General features: G+C 43.9%; 18 protein-coding genes. 17 read left to right on the top strand and 1 reads right to left on the bottom strand.

The features are described from left to right. Positions 1-29: 29 nt before the first annotated feature. The 5 genes from NMM13_RS00840 to NMM13_RS00820 all read left to right on the top strand — a co-directional run bounded on the left by NMM13_RS00840 (position 30) and on the right by NMM13_RS00820 (position 3,484). Positions 30-542, top strand: a complete 513-nt coding sequence (locus NMM13_RS00840; protein ID WP_254726918.1) for an adenine phosphoribosyltransferase — start codon at positions 30-32, stop codon at positions 540-542. A 101-nt stretch (positions 543-643) separates the two neighbouring features. Further along, complete coding sequence (metA, locus tag NMM13_RS00835; protein WP_254726916.1) at positions 644-1,588, top strand: homoserine O-succinyltransferase; 945 nt, start codon at positions 644-646, stop codon at positions 1,586-1,588. 9 nt (positions 1,589-1,597) lie between these two features. Then, the gene (locus NMM13_RS00830; protein ID WP_254726914.1) at positions 1,598-2,281 is read left to right on the top strand and encodes a DnaD domain-containing protein; all 684 of its coding nucleotides are present in this window, start codon (positions 1,598-1,600) and stop codon (positions 2,279-2,281) included. An 18-nt stretch (positions 2,282-2,299) separates the two neighbouring features. Further along, complete coding sequence (locus tag NMM13_RS00825) at positions 2,300-3,058, top strand: hypothetical protein (RefSeq protein ID WP_254726912.1); 759 nt, start codon at positions 2,300-2,302, stop codon at positions 3,056-3,058. Between the two features lie 15 nt (positions 3,059-3,073). Further along, positions 3,074-3,484: a hypothetical protein gene (locus NMM13_RS00820; protein WP_254726911.1), complete on the top strand. Its 411-nt coding sequence runs from the start codon at positions 3,074-3,076 to the stop codon at positions 3,482-3,484. A 307-nt stretch (positions 3,485-3,791) separates the two neighbouring features. On the opposite strand, the gene add is transcribed toward NMM13_RS00820, so the two are convergent. Then, positions 3,792-4,811: an adenosine deaminase gene (gene add, locus NMM13_RS00815; protein ID WP_254726910.1), complete on the bottom strand. Its 1,020-nt coding sequence runs from the start codon at positions 4,809-4,811 to the stop codon at positions 3,792-3,794. A 136-nt stretch (positions 4,812-4,947) separates the two neighbouring features. Between add and yghU the strand changes: the two genes are divergently transcribed. The 12 genes from yghU (at position 4,948) to dnaX (ending at position 16,990) form a co-directional block, all read left to right on the top strand. Beyond that, a complete protein-coding gene (gene yghU, locus NMM13_RS00810) occupies positions 4,948-5,739 on the top strand; it encodes a glutathione-dependent disulfide-bond oxidoreductase (RefSeq protein WP_254726907.1) in 792 nt (263 codons plus the stop codon). Between the two features lie 82 nt (positions 5,740-5,821). After that, a complete protein-coding gene (locus NMM13_RS00805; RefSeq protein WP_070449148.1) occupies positions 5,822-6,511 on the top strand; it encodes a tRNA (adenine(22)-N(1))-methyltransferase TrmK in 690 nt (229 codons plus the stop codon). Further along, complete coding sequence (locus NMM13_RS00800) at positions 6,498-7,295, top strand: Nif3-like dinuclear metal center hexameric protein (protein ID WP_254726905.1); 798 nt, start codon at positions 6,498-6,500, stop codon at positions 7,293-7,295. The genes NMM13_RS00805 and NMM13_RS00800 overlap by 14 nt, the downstream gene beginning before the upstream one ends. A 9-nt stretch (positions 7,296-7,304) precedes the next feature. After that, on the top strand, positions 7,305-8,411 hold the full coding sequence (locus NMM13_RS00795; RefSeq protein ID WP_254726903.1) for an FAD-binding oxidoreductase: 1,107 nt from the start codon (positions 7,305-7,307) through the stop codon (positions 8,409-8,411). A gap of 241 nt (positions 8,412-8,652) precedes the next feature. After that, positions 8,653-9,522, top strand: a complete 870-nt coding sequence (rfbA, locus tag NMM13_RS00790) for a glucose-1-phosphate thymidylyltransferase RfbA (RefSeq protein WP_003011246.1) — start codon at positions 8,653-8,655, stop codon at positions 9,520-9,522. Continuing rightward, a complete protein-coding gene (locus NMM13_RS00785) occupies positions 9,522-10,115 on the top strand; it encodes a dTDP-4-dehydrorhamnose 3,5-epimerase family protein (protein ID WP_003007862.1) in 594 nt (197 codons plus the stop codon). The genes rfbA and NMM13_RS00785 overlap by 1 nt, the downstream gene beginning before the upstream one ends. Before the next feature lie 406 nt (positions 10,116-10,521). Further along, positions 10,522-11,568 (top strand): dTDP-glucose 4,6-dehydratase, encoded by a 1,047-nt coding sequence (gene rfbB, locus NMM13_RS00780; RefSeq protein ID WP_254726901.1) that lies wholly within the window; start codon positions 10,522-10,524, stop codon positions 11,566-11,568. 124 nt (positions 11,569-11,692) lie between these two features. Continuing rightward, complete coding sequence (locus NMM13_RS00775; RefSeq protein ID WP_254726898.1) at positions 11,693-12,793, top strand: hypothetical protein; 1,101 nt, start codon at positions 11,693-11,695, stop codon at positions 12,791-12,793. Positions 12,794-12,934: 141 nt separating this feature from the next. Beyond that, on the top strand, positions 12,935-13,573 hold the full coding sequence (gene udk / locus NMM13_RS00770; protein WP_003007856.1) for a uridine kinase: 639 nt from the start codon (positions 12,935-12,937) through the stop codon (positions 13,571-13,573). Positions 13,574-13,767: 194 nt separating this feature from the next. Continuing rightward, the gene (locus NMM13_RS00765; protein ID WP_254726896.1) at positions 13,768-14,448 is read left to right on the top strand and encodes a YoaK family protein; all 681 of its coding nucleotides are present in this window, start codon (positions 13,768-13,770) and stop codon (positions 14,446-14,448) included. A 368-nt stretch (positions 14,449-14,816) separates the two neighbouring features. Next, entirely contained in the window at positions 14,817-15,314 is a 498-nt protein-coding gene (locus tag NMM13_RS00760; RefSeq protein ID WP_049475358.1) for a GAF domain-containing protein, read from the top strand. Beyond that, entirely contained in the window at positions 15,314-16,990 is a 1,677-nt protein-coding gene (dnaX, locus tag NMM13_RS00755) for a DNA polymerase III subunit gamma/tau (protein WP_118228027.1), read from the top strand. The genes NMM13_RS00760 and dnaX overlap by 1 nt, the downstream gene beginning before the upstream one ends. Positions 16,991-17,006: the final 16 nt, after the last annotated feature.

Below are 17,006 nucleotides of genomic sequence, written 5' to 3'. Positions count from 1 at the left end.
TAGAAATTTTTTATGAAAGAAAGTTAACCATGAATTTAAAAGATTACATTGCAAGCATTGAAAATTATCCACAAGAAGGTATTACCTTCCGTGATATCAGCCCTTTAATGGCAGATGGCAATGCTTATAGTTATGCGGTTCGTGAAATCGTTCAATACGCGACCGATAAGAAAATCGACATGATCGTCGGTCCTGAAGCACGTGGGTTCATCGTTGGATGTCCGGTCGCTTTTGAGTTGGGAATTGGATTTGCGCCTGTTCGGAAGCCTGGTAAGTTGCCACGTGAAGTCATCTCTGCTGACTACGAAAAAGAATACGGTGTCGATACCCTCTGCATGCACGCAGATGCTATCAAACCAGGTCAACGTGTTCTCATCGTTGATGACCTTTTGGCGACTGGTGGTACGGTGAAAGCAACCATCGAAATGATCGAAAAACTCGGTGGGGTCGTTGCAGGGTGTGCCTTCTTGATCGAGTTGGACGACTTGAAAGGTCGCGAAGCGATCGGCGATTACGACTACAAAGTTTTGATGCATTACTAATATAGTCTAATGCTATAACTGGCTACAGAAAAACCATAATTGAAAACTATAAGCTCCTATCATATAATGTTAGTTAAGAACTTGTAAGATGGGAGCTTTTTATGCCAATTACTCTAGATAAAAAATTACCAGCAGTTGATATCCTTCGTTCAGAAAATATTTTTGTCATGGATGATGTTCGGGCGACTCACCAGGATATTCGGCCCATGAATGTTCTCATTCTTAATCTGATGCCGACCAAGGTTGCGACAGAAACCCAGCTCTTACGCCTCTTGGCCAACACACCCTTGCAGATCAATGTGGAGTTCCTCTATATGGCGAGCCATGAGTCCAAGAATACAGCGGCAGAACATTTGGAGAGCTTCTACAAGACCTTTGAGGATATCAAGGATAATTACTATGACGGCTTGATTGTGACAGGAGCGCCTGTCGAAAAGATGGACTTTGAAGAAGTGGACTACTGGGATGAGTTGACCCAGGTCTTTGAATGGGCCAAGCGTCATGTTTTTTCCACCTTGCACCTCTGTTGGGGAGCTCAGGCTGGTCTCTACCACCGTTACGGGATTCAAAAAGTAGAGCTCTGTGACAAGTTATCCGGTATCTATGACCAAACAGTGGTGCGTCCGGAAAGTCTTCTCATGAGAGGCTTTGACGATCGCTTCCTTGCCCCTCATTCTCGCTATACGGATGTTCCTTTGAAGGAAGTCCTTGAAAAGAGCAATCTTCAGGTGATCGCGCAAGGAAATGAAGTTGGCCTTTCCATCATTGCCAGTCCAGACATGCGTGAGGTCTATAGCTTTGGCCATCTGGAGTATGATCGCGATACGCTGGCTAAGGAATACAACCGAGATGTCAAGGCAGGCTTGGATCCGGATGTTCCTAAGAATTATTTTGATGGGGATGATGCTAGTACAGAGCCTCGCATTCGCTGGAATCTAGCTGCGACAACCTTCTTTAGTAATTGGATCAACTATGCGGTTTATCAAGAAACACCTTACCGCTTGGAAGAATTGGAAAAAGATATTTCATTTTATGGTTACCTATAAAGGGGAATTATGACATATTCACAAGCATTTAAGTATGGCAACTTGGTTCTTCCAAGTGCCTTGCTTTTTCATTATCATGAATTGTTTGACCAAGCAGATGACTACTTGGTTTGGCAGTTTTTCTTCCTTCAAAATACGACCGGTCAAGAGACCTTGACTCCTAATCAGATTGCTAGTCATCTGGGAAAAACGGTGACAGAGGTCAATCGGATTATGTCCAATTTGACCACCAAGGGACTTCTTCAATATCGGACCATTGAGCTCAATGGCGAGATTGAAGCCATCTTTGATGCGACCATTGCCCTGGATCGCTTGGATGAAATTTTAGATGCTCAGACACAAGGGAAGGCCCAGAGTGCTCCTGCCAAGGGAAATGTCATCAAGGACTTGGTGGAAACCTTCCAACAAGAACTGGGACGACTCTTGACACCTTTTGAGATTGAAGACCTGACCAAGACCGTGCGCGAGGATCAGACAGATCCAGATGTGATCAAGGCAGCGCTACGAGAAGCCGTCTTTAACGGCAAGCCTCACTGGAAATATATCCAAGCCATTTTGCGAAACTGGCGCAGTGAAGGTATCAATAGCCTGGTCCAAGTAGAGGCGAAACTACAAGAACGCGAGCAAGCCAACCCACGCAATGTGACGGTTTCAGACGATTTCTTACAGGCCATGGATTTGTGGAAGGATTAAGGGGAAAAGATTTAAAGGATGAAACGGGGAGACAAAAAAAGAAAAAGATTTAGATGGCTGTATCCAACCATGCTAGTGCTTGGAATAGCTTTATTGTTTAGTTTAGTCAGTTTTTACGTTACGCGTTCGAATTTATTGTCGTCAGGTCTGTATCCAGTTGAAGATAGTTTAGTACAGGCGGGGTATACAAAAACGAAAGATGGATATACCAAAAAGGAATCTGATCTGACGACTCTAATCAAGTGGAATAAGAAGACAAGAGAATTTGATAAGAATCACTATCGTTTTAAAGTAGACAAAGAGACGACTTTCTTATCGAAAGATTTTGTTGATAAGGAATCTCTTGAAACACTAATAAATGGTCAATTATCGAATCAATTTGGCTTTGTTCATTACACAAAAGCTAAAAAGAAGGATTGGCTAAAGGATTCTCCTAGATTAGTAGCCCATGCTGGAGGAGCGATTCGAGAAAAAGAATACAACACCTTTTATACTAATTCCTTGGAAGCTTTGCAACAGAATTATAGTCTAGGTCATCGCTTGTTCGAAATGGATTTTTATCTGACAAGTGATAAAAAGTTGGCTGCTGTTCATGATTGGCATCAGTTTGGAAACAAAGATGATGTTGCTCTTTCTTCTGATGAATGGAAAAAATTTAAGGCTTATGGTTCTCCAGAAACACCAAGTCGTTTCACGACGATGTTGATAGGAGATGTCTTGGATCAAATGGTGATCAATAAAGATATGGTTTTGATCACAGATACTAAATCTATGTAAATTCCCAAAGAAGATATGATCACTCAATTTCAAGACATTGTTTCAGAAGCTAAAAAACGAGACAAGGAACTATTAGATCGTGTGATTCCACAAATCTATAATCAAGAGATGTTCGGAGAAATTGAATCTATTTATCCTTTCAAGCATGTTATCTATACCTTGTATGCTTCACCAGATAGTGCAGAAGAGGCTTTAGATTTTATCTCGAAACACAAGGAAATTGAGGCAGTCACGATTTCATTTGCTGATTCTCGCTTCAATCCAGACTTTATTAATGCAATTCACCGACTTGGAAAACGCATTTACATTCATACCATCCATACGTATGATGATTTAACTAAGTATGCGAATGTAAATGTTGACGGATTTTATACTGGATTGTTGACTCCTAGAGACGTGGCTTTGTATGAATCAGTTTCTAAATAGAAAAAGACTAGCACTTTATAAAAGTGCTAGTTTTTAAATGTGGATAAACTTCTTTTGAATTAATTGACAAAAAAATATATGGGTGATTTTAGCATCAGACAAGCGAATATTGGAACTTTCCGCTGTGAGAAAGGTACTTGAAACACTATTGTTTCAAGTACCCGGGAGTTTTGAAACCTTAGGTTCAAAACTAAGTCATGGAACTTCGAAGAAGTTTGCTGACGTCCGTACTCACCTAAGGAAAGTTTCTAATAAGTTTCTGTCTTCAATCTTAAGCCATTGCTTAACCAAATACAAGCTAATATCTTTATAAATAGTCTGCGTAGGCTTCTTCTAGTTTGGTGAGGAGTTCTTGTTTTTCCTCGTCGCTAGCAAATGAAGCCTGGATGGCATCGACATTGTGCTGGTAAAAGTCAGCTTCCTTGGTTTGGAAATGCTGATGGTAGAGGGCATATTCCTTGGTTAAATCCGTATCAGATACAGTCCGGTTATCAGTATTGATACTGATCCGAGCTCCGGCTGCCTTCATCTTCAGATAAGGGAAATCCTCTATAGTCGGTGCTGCTTTTGTCTGTAAGTTGCTGGTCAAGCAGAGTTCACCCGTGACCCCATTGTCAATAAAGGATTGGAGTAAGGCTGGTTCATGAGATAGAGCTGTCACGTGGCCATTGCGTTTGATGCCAAATGCAATCGATTGGGCTACAAAGTGTGGGCAATGACACTCACCTGCGTGAAGTGTCATAGGACGATGGTAACTCTTGACTTGCTCAATTAGAGGTCGAATATCTTCTGGAGAGTAGTTGTGCTCATCCCCGGCAAAGTCAAAACCAACAAAATCTTGATCGCTAACTTGGTTGGCTTCTGCAAGAATGCGAGAGGTGAGTTTTGGATCCGACTGGCGCATGCCACAAACAAGGGCTTTGGCTGTAATGCCAAATTCATCTTGGGCTTGGCGCAGACCATCGCAGACAGCATCGATGGTTTCTGGGACGGTGAGCCCTTGGTCCATGGATAATTCTGGGGCAAAACGAACCTCGATGTAGAGGACATTCTCCAGAGCCGCTTGCTTAGCGACATCGTAAGCAGCAAGGATCAGGGCTTCTTTAGTTTGAAGGAGAGGGCGAATGTAATCAAAGGCCTCCAAATAATCCAAGAGATTCTCACAGTGGGCAGGGGCAGTGACATGGTGTTTGAGCTCTTCATCGCTAGCAGGTAGGTCAATATTGGCCAGGGCTGCCAATTGACGAATAGTCGGAAGAGACAAGGAACCGTCTAAGTGACAGTGAAGTTCCGTCTTTGCCAAACTATGAAAATCGATCATGGACATGGTTTTCTCCTTAAAATTGTATTTTTTCTATACTATCATTTTGACCAGAAAAGTCAAGTAAAGCTAGCGTAGCAGATCTTTGAAAGGGAGCCCAATATTTGATATGCTAGGAGTAGCGAATTAAAGGAGAAGAAAGATGTCAGACTATCAATTACCAGAAGTATGGGAAGCACCGAGTCAAATGGGAGGAGCCTGGGGAGGTTTGAACCAACCCACAGCAGGTGCCCGCTTTGAACAAACCCTTCCAAAAGGGGATCAACCTTTCCAACTCTATACCCTTCCAACACCCAATGGGATCAAGGCTACCATTATGCTGGAAGAACTCAAAGAGCTGGGAGTGGATGCAGGCTATGACGCTTATCGGATCAAGATTGGTGAGGGAGATCAGTTTGGCAGTGACTTTGTGGCCATCAATCCAAACTCGAAAATTCCAGCCATGTTGGATCAATCAGGGGATCAAGCCATTCGGGTCTTTGAATCAGCCAATATTCTCTTGTATCTAGCAGAGAAATTTGGACAATTGATTCCGACAGATCTGGCTAAACGGACAGAAGTGCTCAACTGGCTCTTCTGGCAGACAGGGGCTGCACCATTTTTAGGGGGAGGCTTTGGTCACTTCTTCCATTATGCGCCTGAGAAAATCGAGTATGCCATCAATCACTTTGCCATGGAAGCCAAACGCCAATTGGACCTACTGGACAAGGAATTGGCGACCAAACCTTATATTGCAGGAGATGACTACACCATAGCGGATATTGCCATCTGGTCTTGGTATGGCCGTCTAGCCCAAGACAAGGTCTGGGACCGTGCAGGGATTTTCTTGGATGTGAAGGAATACAAGCATCTGCAGGCTTGGACAGAGAAAATTGCCAATCGCCCAGCTGTGAAACGTGGCTTAGTAGTAGAATATAAGGAAATTGATGCATAATGAAAAGGGCGCTGTCGCGCCTTTTTTTAATGGTGCAAACATGGTATACTAAAGGATGGAATAAAAGTTTAGAAAGTAGCACATGGAATTTACAAAATTATCGAATCGATTGGACTTGGTGGCCAGTTTCGTCCCAGCTGGAGCGCGTCTGTTGGATGTGGGAAGTGACCATGCTTATCTCCCAATCGCCCTATTACAAGAAGGCAAGATTGAGGCTGCTATTGCAGGAGAAGTGGTTGAGGGACCTTATCAGTCTGCTCTCCAAAATGTTGCCGATAATGGTTTAGAAGATAAGATAGAGGTCCGTCTGGCCAATGGCTTGGCTGCCTTTGAACCAACAGACGGCATTTCTTGTATCACTATTGCGGGCATGGGAGGACGCTTGATTGCAGATATCCTAGCAGCAGGGCTTGAGAAATTAGCCGGTGTCTCTCGCTTGGTCCTGCAACCCAATAATCGAGAGGATGAACTGCGGGCTTGGTTGGTAAACCATGATTTTCGCATTGTCGATGAAGCTATCTTGGAAGAAAATGAGAAGTTCTATGAGATCCTCGTGGTGGAACACGGTTCTCAAGAGTTGACAGCCAAGGAACTGCGTTTTGGTCCCTATTTGATGCTGGAACAGGCCCCAGCCTTTGTCCAAAAGTGGTCCAAGGAAGTGGAGAAATTAGCCTTTGCTTTGGAGCAGGTCCCAGTTGAGAATCAATCCGCCAGAGCATCGTTAGAAGAGCGTATCGCCCAAATCAAGGAGGTCCTAAATGCTAGCAAGTGAAGTCATCAAACGCTATGAAGCTTACTGTCCTCAAGAACTTTCCATGGAGGGAGATGTCTGTGGCTTACAGGTCGGCACCCTGCAAAAAGACATCAAGAAGGTCATGGTAGCCTTGGATATCCGGGAGCAGACGGTGGCGGAAGCCATCGCCCATGGAGTGGACTTGATCATTGTCAAGCATGCGCCCATTTTCCGTCCTATTAAGGATTTGGTAGCCGATCGGGCTCAGAATCAGATCTACATTGACTTGATCAAGCATGATATTGCGGTCTATGTCAGCCATACCAATATTGATATCGTCCCAGATGGGCTCAACGATTGGTTCTGCCAGCTCTTAGAAATTGAAAATACAGAGCCCCTCAGTATGACAGGAGAAGGACTCGGAATCGGCCGTATCGGTCAAATACCAGCTCAAACCTTTGGGCAGTTGGCTCATAAGGTAAAAGGAACTTTTGGATTAGATGCTTTGCGCTTGGTTGGTTATGACCAGGCGGATTTGGAACGAGTGATTGAGCGCGTCGCCATCTGTGGCGGAAGTGGCCAGTCCTTTTACAAGGATGCTCTCGCCAAGGGAGCAGAGGTCTATATCACAGGAGATATCTACTACCACACGGCTCAGGACATGCTGAGCGATGGTCTCCTGGCCTTGGATCCAGGTCACCATATCGAAGTTCTCTTTGTGTCAAAACTAGTCGAAAAGCTCAATCAGTGGAAGTCTGAAGAAGCGTGGGAGATCGAAGTGATTGGCAGTCAAGCCAGCACCAATCCTTTTTATCATATCTAAGGGGTTATCATGAAAGTTGCTATTATCGGTGCAGGGATCGTAGGATCCACTGCAGCCTATTATTTATCCAAGGAAGCACAGATAGATGTCACCGTCTATGATCACGGAGTTGGCCAAGCAACCAAGGCAGCGGCTGGCATTATTAGCCCTTGGTTTTCCAAACGGCGGAATAAGGCCTGGTATCGTCTGGCTCGGCTAGGAGCTGATTTCTACCAAGAATTGGTAGCGGACCTGGCCAAGGACGGAATCGAAACAGACTTTTACCAGCAGACAGGGGTCTATCTCCTTAAGAAGAAGGAAGAGAAATTAGAAGAACTCTATCAGTTGGCGTTGAGTCGACGGGAAGAATCTCCCTTAATCGGAGACTTATCGATTTTTACTACAGAAGAAGTGGCCCAACAATTCCCAGGTCTGCAAGGCTTTGAACAGCTCCTTTATGCCTCGGGTGGGGCCCATGTAGAGGGAGCCCTTCTAACGGAAACTCTCCTTAAAGCAAGTGGGGCAAGAGTCATCAAGGAAGAGGTTGCTCTCTCCGTCACGGATCATGGCTATCAGATAGCAGGAGAGAGCTATGACCAAGTCATCCTAGCGACAGGAGCCTGGTTGGGGCAAATCCTTGAGCCACTCGGCTACCAAGTAGATGTCCGTCCGCAAAAAGGACAGTTGAGGGATTATCAGCTAGACCTATATACGGATAATTATCCTGTGGTTATGCCAGAAGGAGAGCTAGATATCATTCCCTTCCAGCAAGGCAAGATCAGTATGGGAGCTACTCATGAGAATGAGATGGGCTTTGACCTGTCGATGGATCAAGCTTTGCTGAATCAAATGGAAGAAGAAGCCTTGACCTACTATCCAAAACTAGCTCAAGCGACAGTTGTCGGTGAGCGCGTGGGTACCCGGGCCTACACCAGCGACTTCTCGCCCTTTTGGGGAGCACTTCCCGATCAAGCTGGTATTTATGTCGCCAGTGGCCTAGGTTCGTCTGGCCTCACAACTGGTCCCCTTATTGGGTGGCACCTGGCCCAACTAGTGGCAGGAGGAAAGGTGCGCCTAGATCCAGCAGATTATCCAGTTGAACAATATGTGAAGAAGAGAGTGGGACAAAAGTCCTAGCCTCTTAATTGTTTTTTGATTGTCGAGCAAGACGCAGTGGTTGAGTGGGCTCTACTACAAGGTAAGGTTTTCAGACGGCTCAGTCAAGGAGCAGTAATCGATTTGAATCATGAGTAAGACCAATGCTAACAATTCTACAACGCTCATCTCCTGTCATCACCTTGTAACACAAATGCAAGGTGACTTTTTTATATAAACATGATAAAATAAGGGTAATGACTACGTAGAAAGGCCTAACATTATGAAAGGTATTATTTTAGCTGGTGGCTCAGGTACTCGTTTGTATCCTTTGACTCGTGCCGCTTCCAAACAGTTGATGCCCATTTATGACAAACCGATGATCTACTATCCTTTATCAACCCTTATGTTGGCTGGGATCAAAGACATCCTGATCATCTCGACTCCTCAAGACCTTCCTCGTTTTGAAGAGCTTCTTGGAGATGGTTCTGAACTAGGAATTTCTCTCTCTTATGCAGAGCAACCAAGTCCAGATGGTTTGGCGCAAGCCTTCATCATCGGAGAAGATTTTATCGGTGACGATCATGTTGCCCTCATCCTTGGGGACAATATCTTCCACGGAAATGGCTTAACCAAGATGTTGCAACGGGCAGAAGCCAAAGAAAAAGGGGCAACTGTCTTTGGCTACCAAGTCAAAGATCCAGAACGCTTTGGTGTGGTAGAGTTTGACGCGGATATGAATGCTATCTCTATCGAAGAAAAACCAGAACATCCGAAATCAAACTTTGCGGTGACTGGTCTTTACTTCTATGACAATGATGTAGTAGAGATTGCCAAAAACATCAAACCAAGTCCTCGTGGAGAGCTTGAAATCACCGATGTCAACAAGGCCTATTTGGAGCGTGGAGATCTCTCTGTTGAGCTCATGGGCCGTGGCTTTGCTTGGTTGGATACAGGAACTCATGAAAGTCTCTTGCAGGCTTCTCAATATATCGAGACGGTTCAACGCTTGCAAAACGTTCAAGTAGCCAACCTTGAGGAAATTGCCTATCGTATGGGCTATATTACTAAAGAGCAAGTCTATGAATTGGCTCAACCTCTGAAGAAAAACGAATACGGACAATATTTGCTCCGTTTGATTGGAGAAGCTTAATGACAGAACAATTTTTCGAGAAAGAATTAGCAGCCCGCAAGATTGAAGCGATCCCAGGTTTGATGGAGTTTGATATTCCAGTTCGTGGAGACAACCGTGGTTGGTTCAAGGAAAACTTCCAAAAAGAGAAGATGCTTCCTCTTGGTTTTCCAGAAAGCTTCTTTGCGGAAGGCAAGTTGCAAAATAACATTTCATTCTCTCGTAAGAATGTCTTGCGTGGCTTGCATGCAGAACCTTGGGACAAGTACATCTCTGTAGCAGATGAAGGAAAGGTTCTCGGTACTTGGGTAGACCTTCGTGAAGGTGAGACCTTTGGGAACACCTACCAAACTGTGATTGATGCTTCTAAAGGAATCTTTGTCCCTCGTGGCGTTGCCAATGGATTCCAAGTTTTGACGGATAAGGTGGCTTATACTTACTTAGTCAATGATTACTGGGCATTGGAGCTCAAGCCAAAATATGCATTTGTTAATTACGCAGACCCAAGCCTAGACATCCAATGGGAAAACTTGGAAGAAGCAGAAGTTTCAGAAGCTGACAAGAATCACCCATTGCTCAAAGATGTTAAACCCCTAAAAGCAGAAGATTTGTAAAAATGAAGCTCTTAAAACAATCAAGTACATCATTATATAGTTTTTAGCTTTGCTATAAACGAGCGAAGCGAGCTATGTACTTAGCTTTCCGCCGTGAGAAAAGCACCTGAACCATAATGTTTCAGGTGCTCGGAAGTTTTGAGACACTAGGCTCAAAACTAATTGAACACGGGCTACGGATTGTGTCAAAAAGATAAGTTTTCCTAGAATCGAAAGATTCTGCGTCAAACTTCCTATTTTGACTTTATTCGCAAACGCCCTTTGTATCTTAATTTAGTCATGGAACTTCCTGGATTGCTGAAATCATCCACTGGATAATTTCACCTAACTTCCGTACTCACCTAAGGAAAGCTAAAAAAAGATTGATTTAAGAAATAATCAAAACTAAAAACTATTTGGAGAAAAAATGTCAGAATATAAACATATCATCGTAACCGGTGGCGCTGGTTTCATCGGTTCAAACTTCGTACACTATGTCTACAATAACCATCCAGACGTACATGTGACTGTCCTTGATAAACTTACTTATGCTGGAAACCGTGCCAATATCGAAGAAATCCTTGGAGATCGTGTTGAGTTGGTGGTGGGAGACATCGCTGATGCTGAATTAGTTGACAAATTGGCTGCCAAGGCTGATGCGATTGTTCACTATGCGGCTGAAAGCCACAATGACAACTCCCTCAAAGATCCATCTCCATTTATCTACACAAACTTTGTTGGAACTTATACACTCTTGGAAGCGGCTCGTAAGTACGATATTCGTTTCCACCACGTGTCAACAGACGAAGTGTATGGAGACCTTCCATTGCGCGAAGATCTTCCTGGACATGGGGAAGGTCCTGGTGAAAAATTCACTGCTGAAACCAAATACAACCCTTCATCACCGTACTCATCAACTAAGGCTGCTTCAGACTTAATCGTGAAGGCTTGGGTTCGTTCATTTGGTGTTAAGGCAACCATTTCAAACTGTTCAAACAACTATGGACCATATCAACACATCGAGAAGTTCATCCCACGTCAAATCACCAATATCTTGTCTGGGATCAAACCAAAACTTTATGGTGAAGGGAAGAACGTCCGTGACTGGATCCACACTAACGACCACTCAACTGGTGTTTGGGCGATTCTTACTAAGGGCCGTATCGGTGAAACCTACTTGATCGGTGCTGACGGTGAAAAGAACAACAAGGAAGTGCTTGAATTGATCCTTGAAAAAATGGGACAACCAAAAGATGCTTACGACCGTGTCACAGACCGTGCTGGTCACGATTTGCGTTACGCCATCGATTCAACAAAATTGCGTGAAGAATTGGGTTGGGAACCACAATTCACAAACTTCGAAGCAGGTTTGGAAGACACTATCAAGTGGTATACAGACCACCAAGACTGGTGGAAGGCTGAAAAAGAAGATGTGGAAGCCAACTACGCGAAAACACAAAAAGTTTTGAAATAAGGAAGAAAGTCCAAGTAGAAAAGTGCTTGGACTTTTTCTTTTATTTTCTGAAAATCACAAAATATACCATGGATTTGTGGTATAATATGATTAGTTTTTATGATGAATCAATAAGGGGGATATGATGAATCAAAAAGATTGGGTTGAATACTTTGAAGCGATCAATGGTCGTAAGCCAAGTATGCAAGAATTTCAAGAAGCGCGTGAAAAAGGGGAGTTTGTCGTAGAGCGTAAAGAAGCGCCGACTCCAGCAACTGAGGCACCAGCTCCAGCAACTGAAGCGCAGGCTCCAGCTCAAGAAGCGCCTGTTGCACCTAGCGCACCTCTTTCACAAGAGCAGACTGCTTTTGTTCAACCACAACCATCTGCGAAAACCTTGCAACCTGTTCCAAGACCGAAAAAATTCAATAAACAAGCACAGATTGGGGGCGCAGTTGGAGGACTTGTCGCAGTGATTGCTTTTGCTTGGTTCTTTTTCTTTTCAGGTGGACCAAGTGTAGATGGCGTTTGGTTGCGAGATACGGATTCAAGTCCGGTCACTTATGAACTAAGCGGAAAGAAACAAAGAGTCAATGGCGATGAGACCATCAAAAAGGTTCTCAAGGGCAATGAAGCGAAAAAAGAATTTAATACAGCACTTTCTTTGTTGAATGCATCTGACTTGCATTCACTTGCGGATGTCGATAAGAAATTTAACCTGAAGACGACAGAAATAGTTGTTATTAAGTCTGGTGGGAACACACGCTATAACTTGCTCCAAAAAGACGGAAGCAATATTATTTTAAGAAATGATTTATTCGACTTGAAAACTTATAAGTCATACCAAGGAAACTTTGAAGATAATTTGGTCTATCACAAGGTTGAAACACCAAAGGCCATGGTTGGAAAATGGAAGAATGTGACAGAAGGAGATAATACAACTGTTCAGATTTCAGATCACGGAATTATTAGTGATAAGTATTACGATAGCAAGGCTTACGCATTCTATTCTCTAGCTGATTCAGAAAAGTATGATGGAGACACGACTTCTAAAGAAGAGATCGAACACACATTTGAAGTAATTCAAGAAGCGGTGAAATCACAAGGCTATCAAGTGAAGAGCGCTAAGGAAGTCTATATACAAGCTAATTCAAATTATTGTTTCGTACCTGTCAACGGTGGAAAAAATATACTCGTCTTACATGGTGGTAATGAATTTGCCGCAAAATTAGAAAAAGTGAAATAATGAAAGGACCGCAAGGTCCTTTTCTACTCTAAATTTCATCGGAAAAAATGATTCAAGTCTAGACAAAAATATGGTAAAATGGATAAGATGTAATGGAGAGGTTAGGACCTTTTCAAGCGATTAGAGGTAATGGAGTAGAAAATGCAAAATAGACCTATTATTATTGGTGTTACTGGTGGTTCTGGTGGTGGAAAGACCAGTGTGTCTCGTGCCATTTTGGCTAATTTTCCGAATGAAAAGATTGCTATGATTGAGCATGATTCTTATTACAAGGACCAGAGTCATTTAACCTTTGAGGAGCGGATCAAGACCAACTATGACCATCCTTTTGCCTTTGATACGGACTTGATGATTGCGCAGATCAATGAACTCTTGGCAGGTCGTCCGGTGGATATTCCAACTTATGACTATGCAGAGCATACGCGCAGTAGCAAGACCTATCGTCAGGAACCTCAAGATGTCTTTATTGTGGAAGGGATCTTAGTCCTTGAAGACAAGCGCCTTCGAGACTTGATGGATATCAAGATCTTTGTGGATACGGATGATGATGTCCGGATCATTCGCCGGATCAAGCGCGATATGGAGGAGCGTGGACGGAGTCTCGATAGTGTCATTGAGCAGTACCTTGGAGTGGTGAAACCCATGTACCATCAGTTCATTGAGCCAACCAAGCGCTATGCGGACGTGATCATTCCTGAAGGAGTTACCAACACGGTAGCGATTGATTTGATTACAACCAAGATTGAGAAAATCCTCAACGAAGCGCGTGAGGGAAAATAAAAATAGGGGAAATAGGGCAATCGATCTCCAATCCTATAACAATAGTTGGAATTACGGAATGTCTCAGTAGTTGGTGAGACTCTTCATTCGCTAAAAGATTAAGAAGAGTTCTCAATCGACTTTGTGGGGGTGGTACTAGAAATGTTTATTTAAACATTTGATACCACTCCCTCTTTTTCCTAAGGAGAATGGAAATGAAAAGGGAGTTTCATTCGCGAACTAAGGCGTTCGCTTGTTTATTGACCATGTGTGCTGGTTTTTCAGATGCTTATACCTTTATTTGTCGGGGTGGGACCTTGGCGGCAGGCCAGACGGGAAATGTGGTCTTTCTATCGGTTGGTTTGATTGGCCAGCAGATCTCAGATGTAGAAGTGAAGTTAGCCACGATGCTGGCCTTTATGCTGGGAATCTTTTTGATGACGGTTTTACGTCGCTTGATTGACAATTCAGTCTGGCGCTTGAGTACCCTGGTGCCCTTTATCCTCACGACCTTGGTGACGGGATTTTTACCAGCATCGGTAAAAAATGTCTTCATCGTGCCTTTTTTTAGCCTGAGTTTGGGAATCGTAGCGACCTCATTTGGAGAAGTAGATGGCTATGCCTACAACCACTCTTTTATGACCGGAAATCTCAAGAAAACCATGGTAGCTTATGGAAATTTTGTTAGAGACAGGGAGATGAAATTCCTCTGGGAAGCCATTTTTATGACCTGCTTGCTCGGAAGCTTTGTCTGTGGGGCCATCTTTTCAACTTACTTAATCCAGTTTTATGGTTTAAAAACTATCTGGCTAGTGGCCATCATCTTGACCATCTTTTTAATCTACCGGGCCATTCAATATTTTGAAGTCTTTCGCTTCAATCGGCGACATGAATAGATAAAATGATTTTAAAAAATAAGTTAAATGATTTTGCAAAGAAATAAAACTGAGATTTCATTTTTAAAATGAATCAAGAATATATTGAAACTTTCCGCCGTGAGAAAAGTTTTAAGATAACTTTATCTATATTCCAGAGGCTGGGACAAAAGTCCTAGCCTCTCAATTGTCTTTGGATTGTCAAGCAAGACGCAGTGGTTGAGTGGGCTCTACTACGCTGATTTCATCAGCTTTTACAGTCCTACTCAACTGTGCGGAGGTGGGACGACGAAATCGAATTCTAACGAATTACAGATTTCTGTCCCACTCTCTTTTCTTTCGTTGTTTGAAGCTTAATTTTTGAGCAAAGATTTGGTATAATGAAAGGTATGAAACATTCGGAAAAAGAATCACAATACCAGCTCTTGCTGGCTCAGTTAGACGCTCTCTTAATGGATGAAACCAATGCCTTGGCTAATCTGTCCAATGCCAGTGCGCTGTTAAATCAAGCCCTGCCTCGTTCGGTCTTTGCGGGTTTTTATTTGTATGACCAAACGGAATTGATCCTGGGACCTTTTCAGGGAGGTGTTTCTTGTGTCCATATCGCTCTTGGAAAGGGTGTCTGTGGAGAAGCAGCTCAAAAGCAGGAAACCATGATTGTCGATGATGTGCGCCAGCATGCCAACTATATTTCCTGTGATAGTCGGGCTATGAGTGAGATTGTGGTGCCTATGATCAAGGACGGTCAGCTCCTTGGGGTTTTAGACCTGGATTCGGAGTGTGTCTCTGACTACGATCAGCTGGATCAGGAGTATTTAGAAAAGTTTGTCGCTCTCTTGATCGATAAGACAAACTGGGACTTTAAGATGTTTGGAGTTAAGAACTAATGTATCAAGCTTTATATCGGAAATACCGGAGCCAGACCTTTGGCCAATTGGTCGGCCAGCAAGTAGTGGCACGGACATTGAGACAGGCCGTTGAGCAGGATAAGATCAGCCATGCCTATCTCTTTTCAGGTCCTCGTGGTACTGGGAAAACCAGTGTGGCTAAGATCTTTGCTAAGGCCATGAACTGTCCTAATCAAGTCAATGGGGAGCCTTGTAATGACTGCTATATCTGTGAATCCATTACCAATGGGAGTCTAGAAGATGTCATCGAGATTGATGCGGCCTCCAACAATGGGGTCGATGAAATTCGGGATATTCGCGACAAATCCACCTATGCTCCGAGTCTAGCCAAGCACAAGGTCTACATTATCGATGAGGTCCATATGCTCTCAACAGGGGCCTTTAACGCCTTGTTGAAGACACTGGAAGAGCCCACGGAAAACGTGGTTTTTATCCTTGCAACAACGGAGTTACACAAGATTCCAGCCACCATTCTGTCTCGGGTGCAACGCTTTGAATTCAAATCCATCAAACTGCCGGATATCGTTCACCATTTGGAAAGCATCCTAGCTACAGAAGGCATTGCCTATGAAGCAGATGCTGTTCAGATCATCGCCCGGCGCGCTGAAGGTGGGATGCGGGATGCCTTGTCCATTTTGGACCAAGCCCTGAGTCTGACTGCGGGTAGTGAGTTGACGACAGCGATCGCCGAAGAGATTACCGGCTCCATCAGCCTAGCTGCGCTCGATCAGTACGTGGCTGCCATTCTGGCTCATGATGCGACAGCGGCGCTGGATCAGCTGGCGATTATCTTTGATAATGGGAAGAATATGGCCCGCTTTGTCACGGACTTACTTCAATACCTGAGAGATCTCTTGATTGTCCAGACGGGTGGAGAAAATACCCACAATAGTGACTTATTTGCGGCGAATCTTGAAGCCGATCAAGCCCGTCTTTTTGCCCTGATTGACCAGGCGACAACCAGTCTAGCGGATATCAAAAATAGTCTGCAACCGCGCATTTACACTGAAATGATGACCATTAAATTGTCTGAAAGCACGGGCCAAGTTTCTAACTCAGCAGCTGTGGAGGTTCCTTCCAATGTGCTAGCTCAGCTGGAAGACTTGAAGAAGGAAGTCGCTCAACTCAAGCAACAGTTAGCGCAATCAGGTAGCAGTCTTCCTGCTTCAAAACCAGCAGTAGCTCGCCCAACCAAGTCTAGCAAGGGCTACCGTGCGGATCGAAATAAGGTCAATGCCATTTTACAAGAGGCGGTTGAAAACCCAGAGTTGGCACGGACCAACTTGATCCGTCTTCAGAACGCTTGGGGGGAAATTATCGAGAGCTTGGCAGGTGCGGATAAGGCCCTCTTAATCGGATCTCAGCCGGTCGCTGCCAATGAAAATCACGCTATTTTAGCCTTTGAGTCTGCCTTTAATGCTGAACAGACCATGAAGCGGGACAACCTCAATACCATGTTTGGAAATATCCTCAGCAATGCTGCTGGCTTCTCACCAGAGATTTTAGCGGTTTCGATGGAAGAATGGACCCAAATCCGGGCAGAGTTTTCGGCTAAGGCGCGTGGGCAAAAAGCGGAAGTGGTAGAAGAAGAGGAAAGTGTCATCCCTGAGGAATTTCACTTTTTATCCGATAAAATCACCCTGCAAGACGATTAATACATGAATTTTTTAC

The sequence above is a fragment of the Streptococcus sp. CF8_St5-11 genome (assembly GCF_024295625.1).
Taxonomy (GTDB): Bacteria; Bacillota; Bacilli; order Lactobacillales; family Streptococcaceae; genus Streptococcus.
This window is presented reverse-complemented; position numbering and strand designations above follow the sequence as displayed.

Bases quoted from the DNA above. Each gene is read 5' to 3' on its own strand.
- NMM13_RS00765 (WP_254726896.1), top strand. From the start codon at position 13,768: ATGAAAAGGGAGTTTCATTCGCGAACTAAGGCGTTCGCTTGTTTATTG.
- NMM13_RS00830 (WP_254726914.1), top strand. From the start codon at position 1,598: ATGACATATTCACAAGCATTTAAGTATGGCAACTTGGTTCTTCCAAGT.
- add (WP_254726910.1), bottom strand. From the start codon at position 4,811: ATGTCCATGATCGATTTTCATAGTTTGGCAAAGACGGAACTTCACTGT.
- rfbA (WP_003011246.1), top strand. From the start codon at position 8,653: ATGAAAGGTATTATTTTAGCTGGTGGCTCAGGTACTCGTTTGTATCCT.
- NMM13_RS00775 (WP_254726898.1), top strand. From the start codon at position 11,693: ATGAATCAAAAAGATTGGGTTGAATACTTTGAAGCGATCAATGGTCGT.
- NMM13_RS00785 (WP_003007862.1), top strand. From the start codon at position 9,522: ATGACAGAACAATTTTTCGAGAAAGAATTAGCAGCCCGCAAGATTGAA.
- NMM13_RS00800 (WP_254726905.1), top strand. From the start codon at position 6,498: ATGCTAGCAAGTGAAGTCATCAAACGCTATGAAGCTTACTGTCCTCAA.
- yghU (WP_254726907.1), top strand. From the start codon at position 4,948: ATGTCAGACTATCAATTACCAGAAGTATGGGAAGCACCGAGTCAAATG.
- dnaX (WP_118228027.1), top strand. From the start codon at position 15,314: ATGTATCAAGCTTTATATCGGAAATACCGGAGCCAGACCTTTGGCCAA.
- NMM13_RS00840 (WP_254726918.1), top strand. From the start codon at position 30: ATGAATTTAAAAGATTACATTGCAAGCATTGAAAATTATCCACAAGAA.
- NMM13_RS00760 (WP_049475358.1), top strand. From the start codon at position 14,817: ATGAAACATTCGGAAAAAGAATCACAATACCAGCTCTTGCTGGCTCAG.
- NMM13_RS00820 (WP_254726911.1), top strand. From the start codon at position 3,074: ATGATCACTCAATTTCAAGACATTGTTTCAGAAGCTAAAAAACGAGAC.
- NMM13_RS00805 (WP_070449148.1), top strand. From the start codon at position 5,822: ATGGAATTTACAAAATTATCGAATCGATTGGACTTGGTGGCCAGTTTC.
- rfbB (WP_254726901.1), top strand. From the start codon at position 10,522: ATGTCAGAATATAAACATATCATCGTAACCGGTGGCGCTGGTTTCATC.
- metA (WP_254726916.1), top strand. From the start codon at position 644: ATGCCAATTACTCTAGATAAAAAATTACCAGCAGTTGATATCCTTCGT.
- NMM13_RS00795 (WP_254726903.1), top strand. From the start codon at position 7,305: ATGAAAGTTGCTATTATCGGTGCAGGGATCGTAGGATCCACTGCAGCC.
- NMM13_RS00825 (WP_254726912.1), top strand. From the start codon at position 2,300: ATGAAACGGGGAGACAAAAAAAGAAAAAGATTTAGATGGCTGTATCCA.
- udk (WP_003007856.1), top strand. From the start codon at position 12,935: ATGCAAAATAGACCTATTATTATTGGTGTTACTGGTGGTTCTGGTGGT.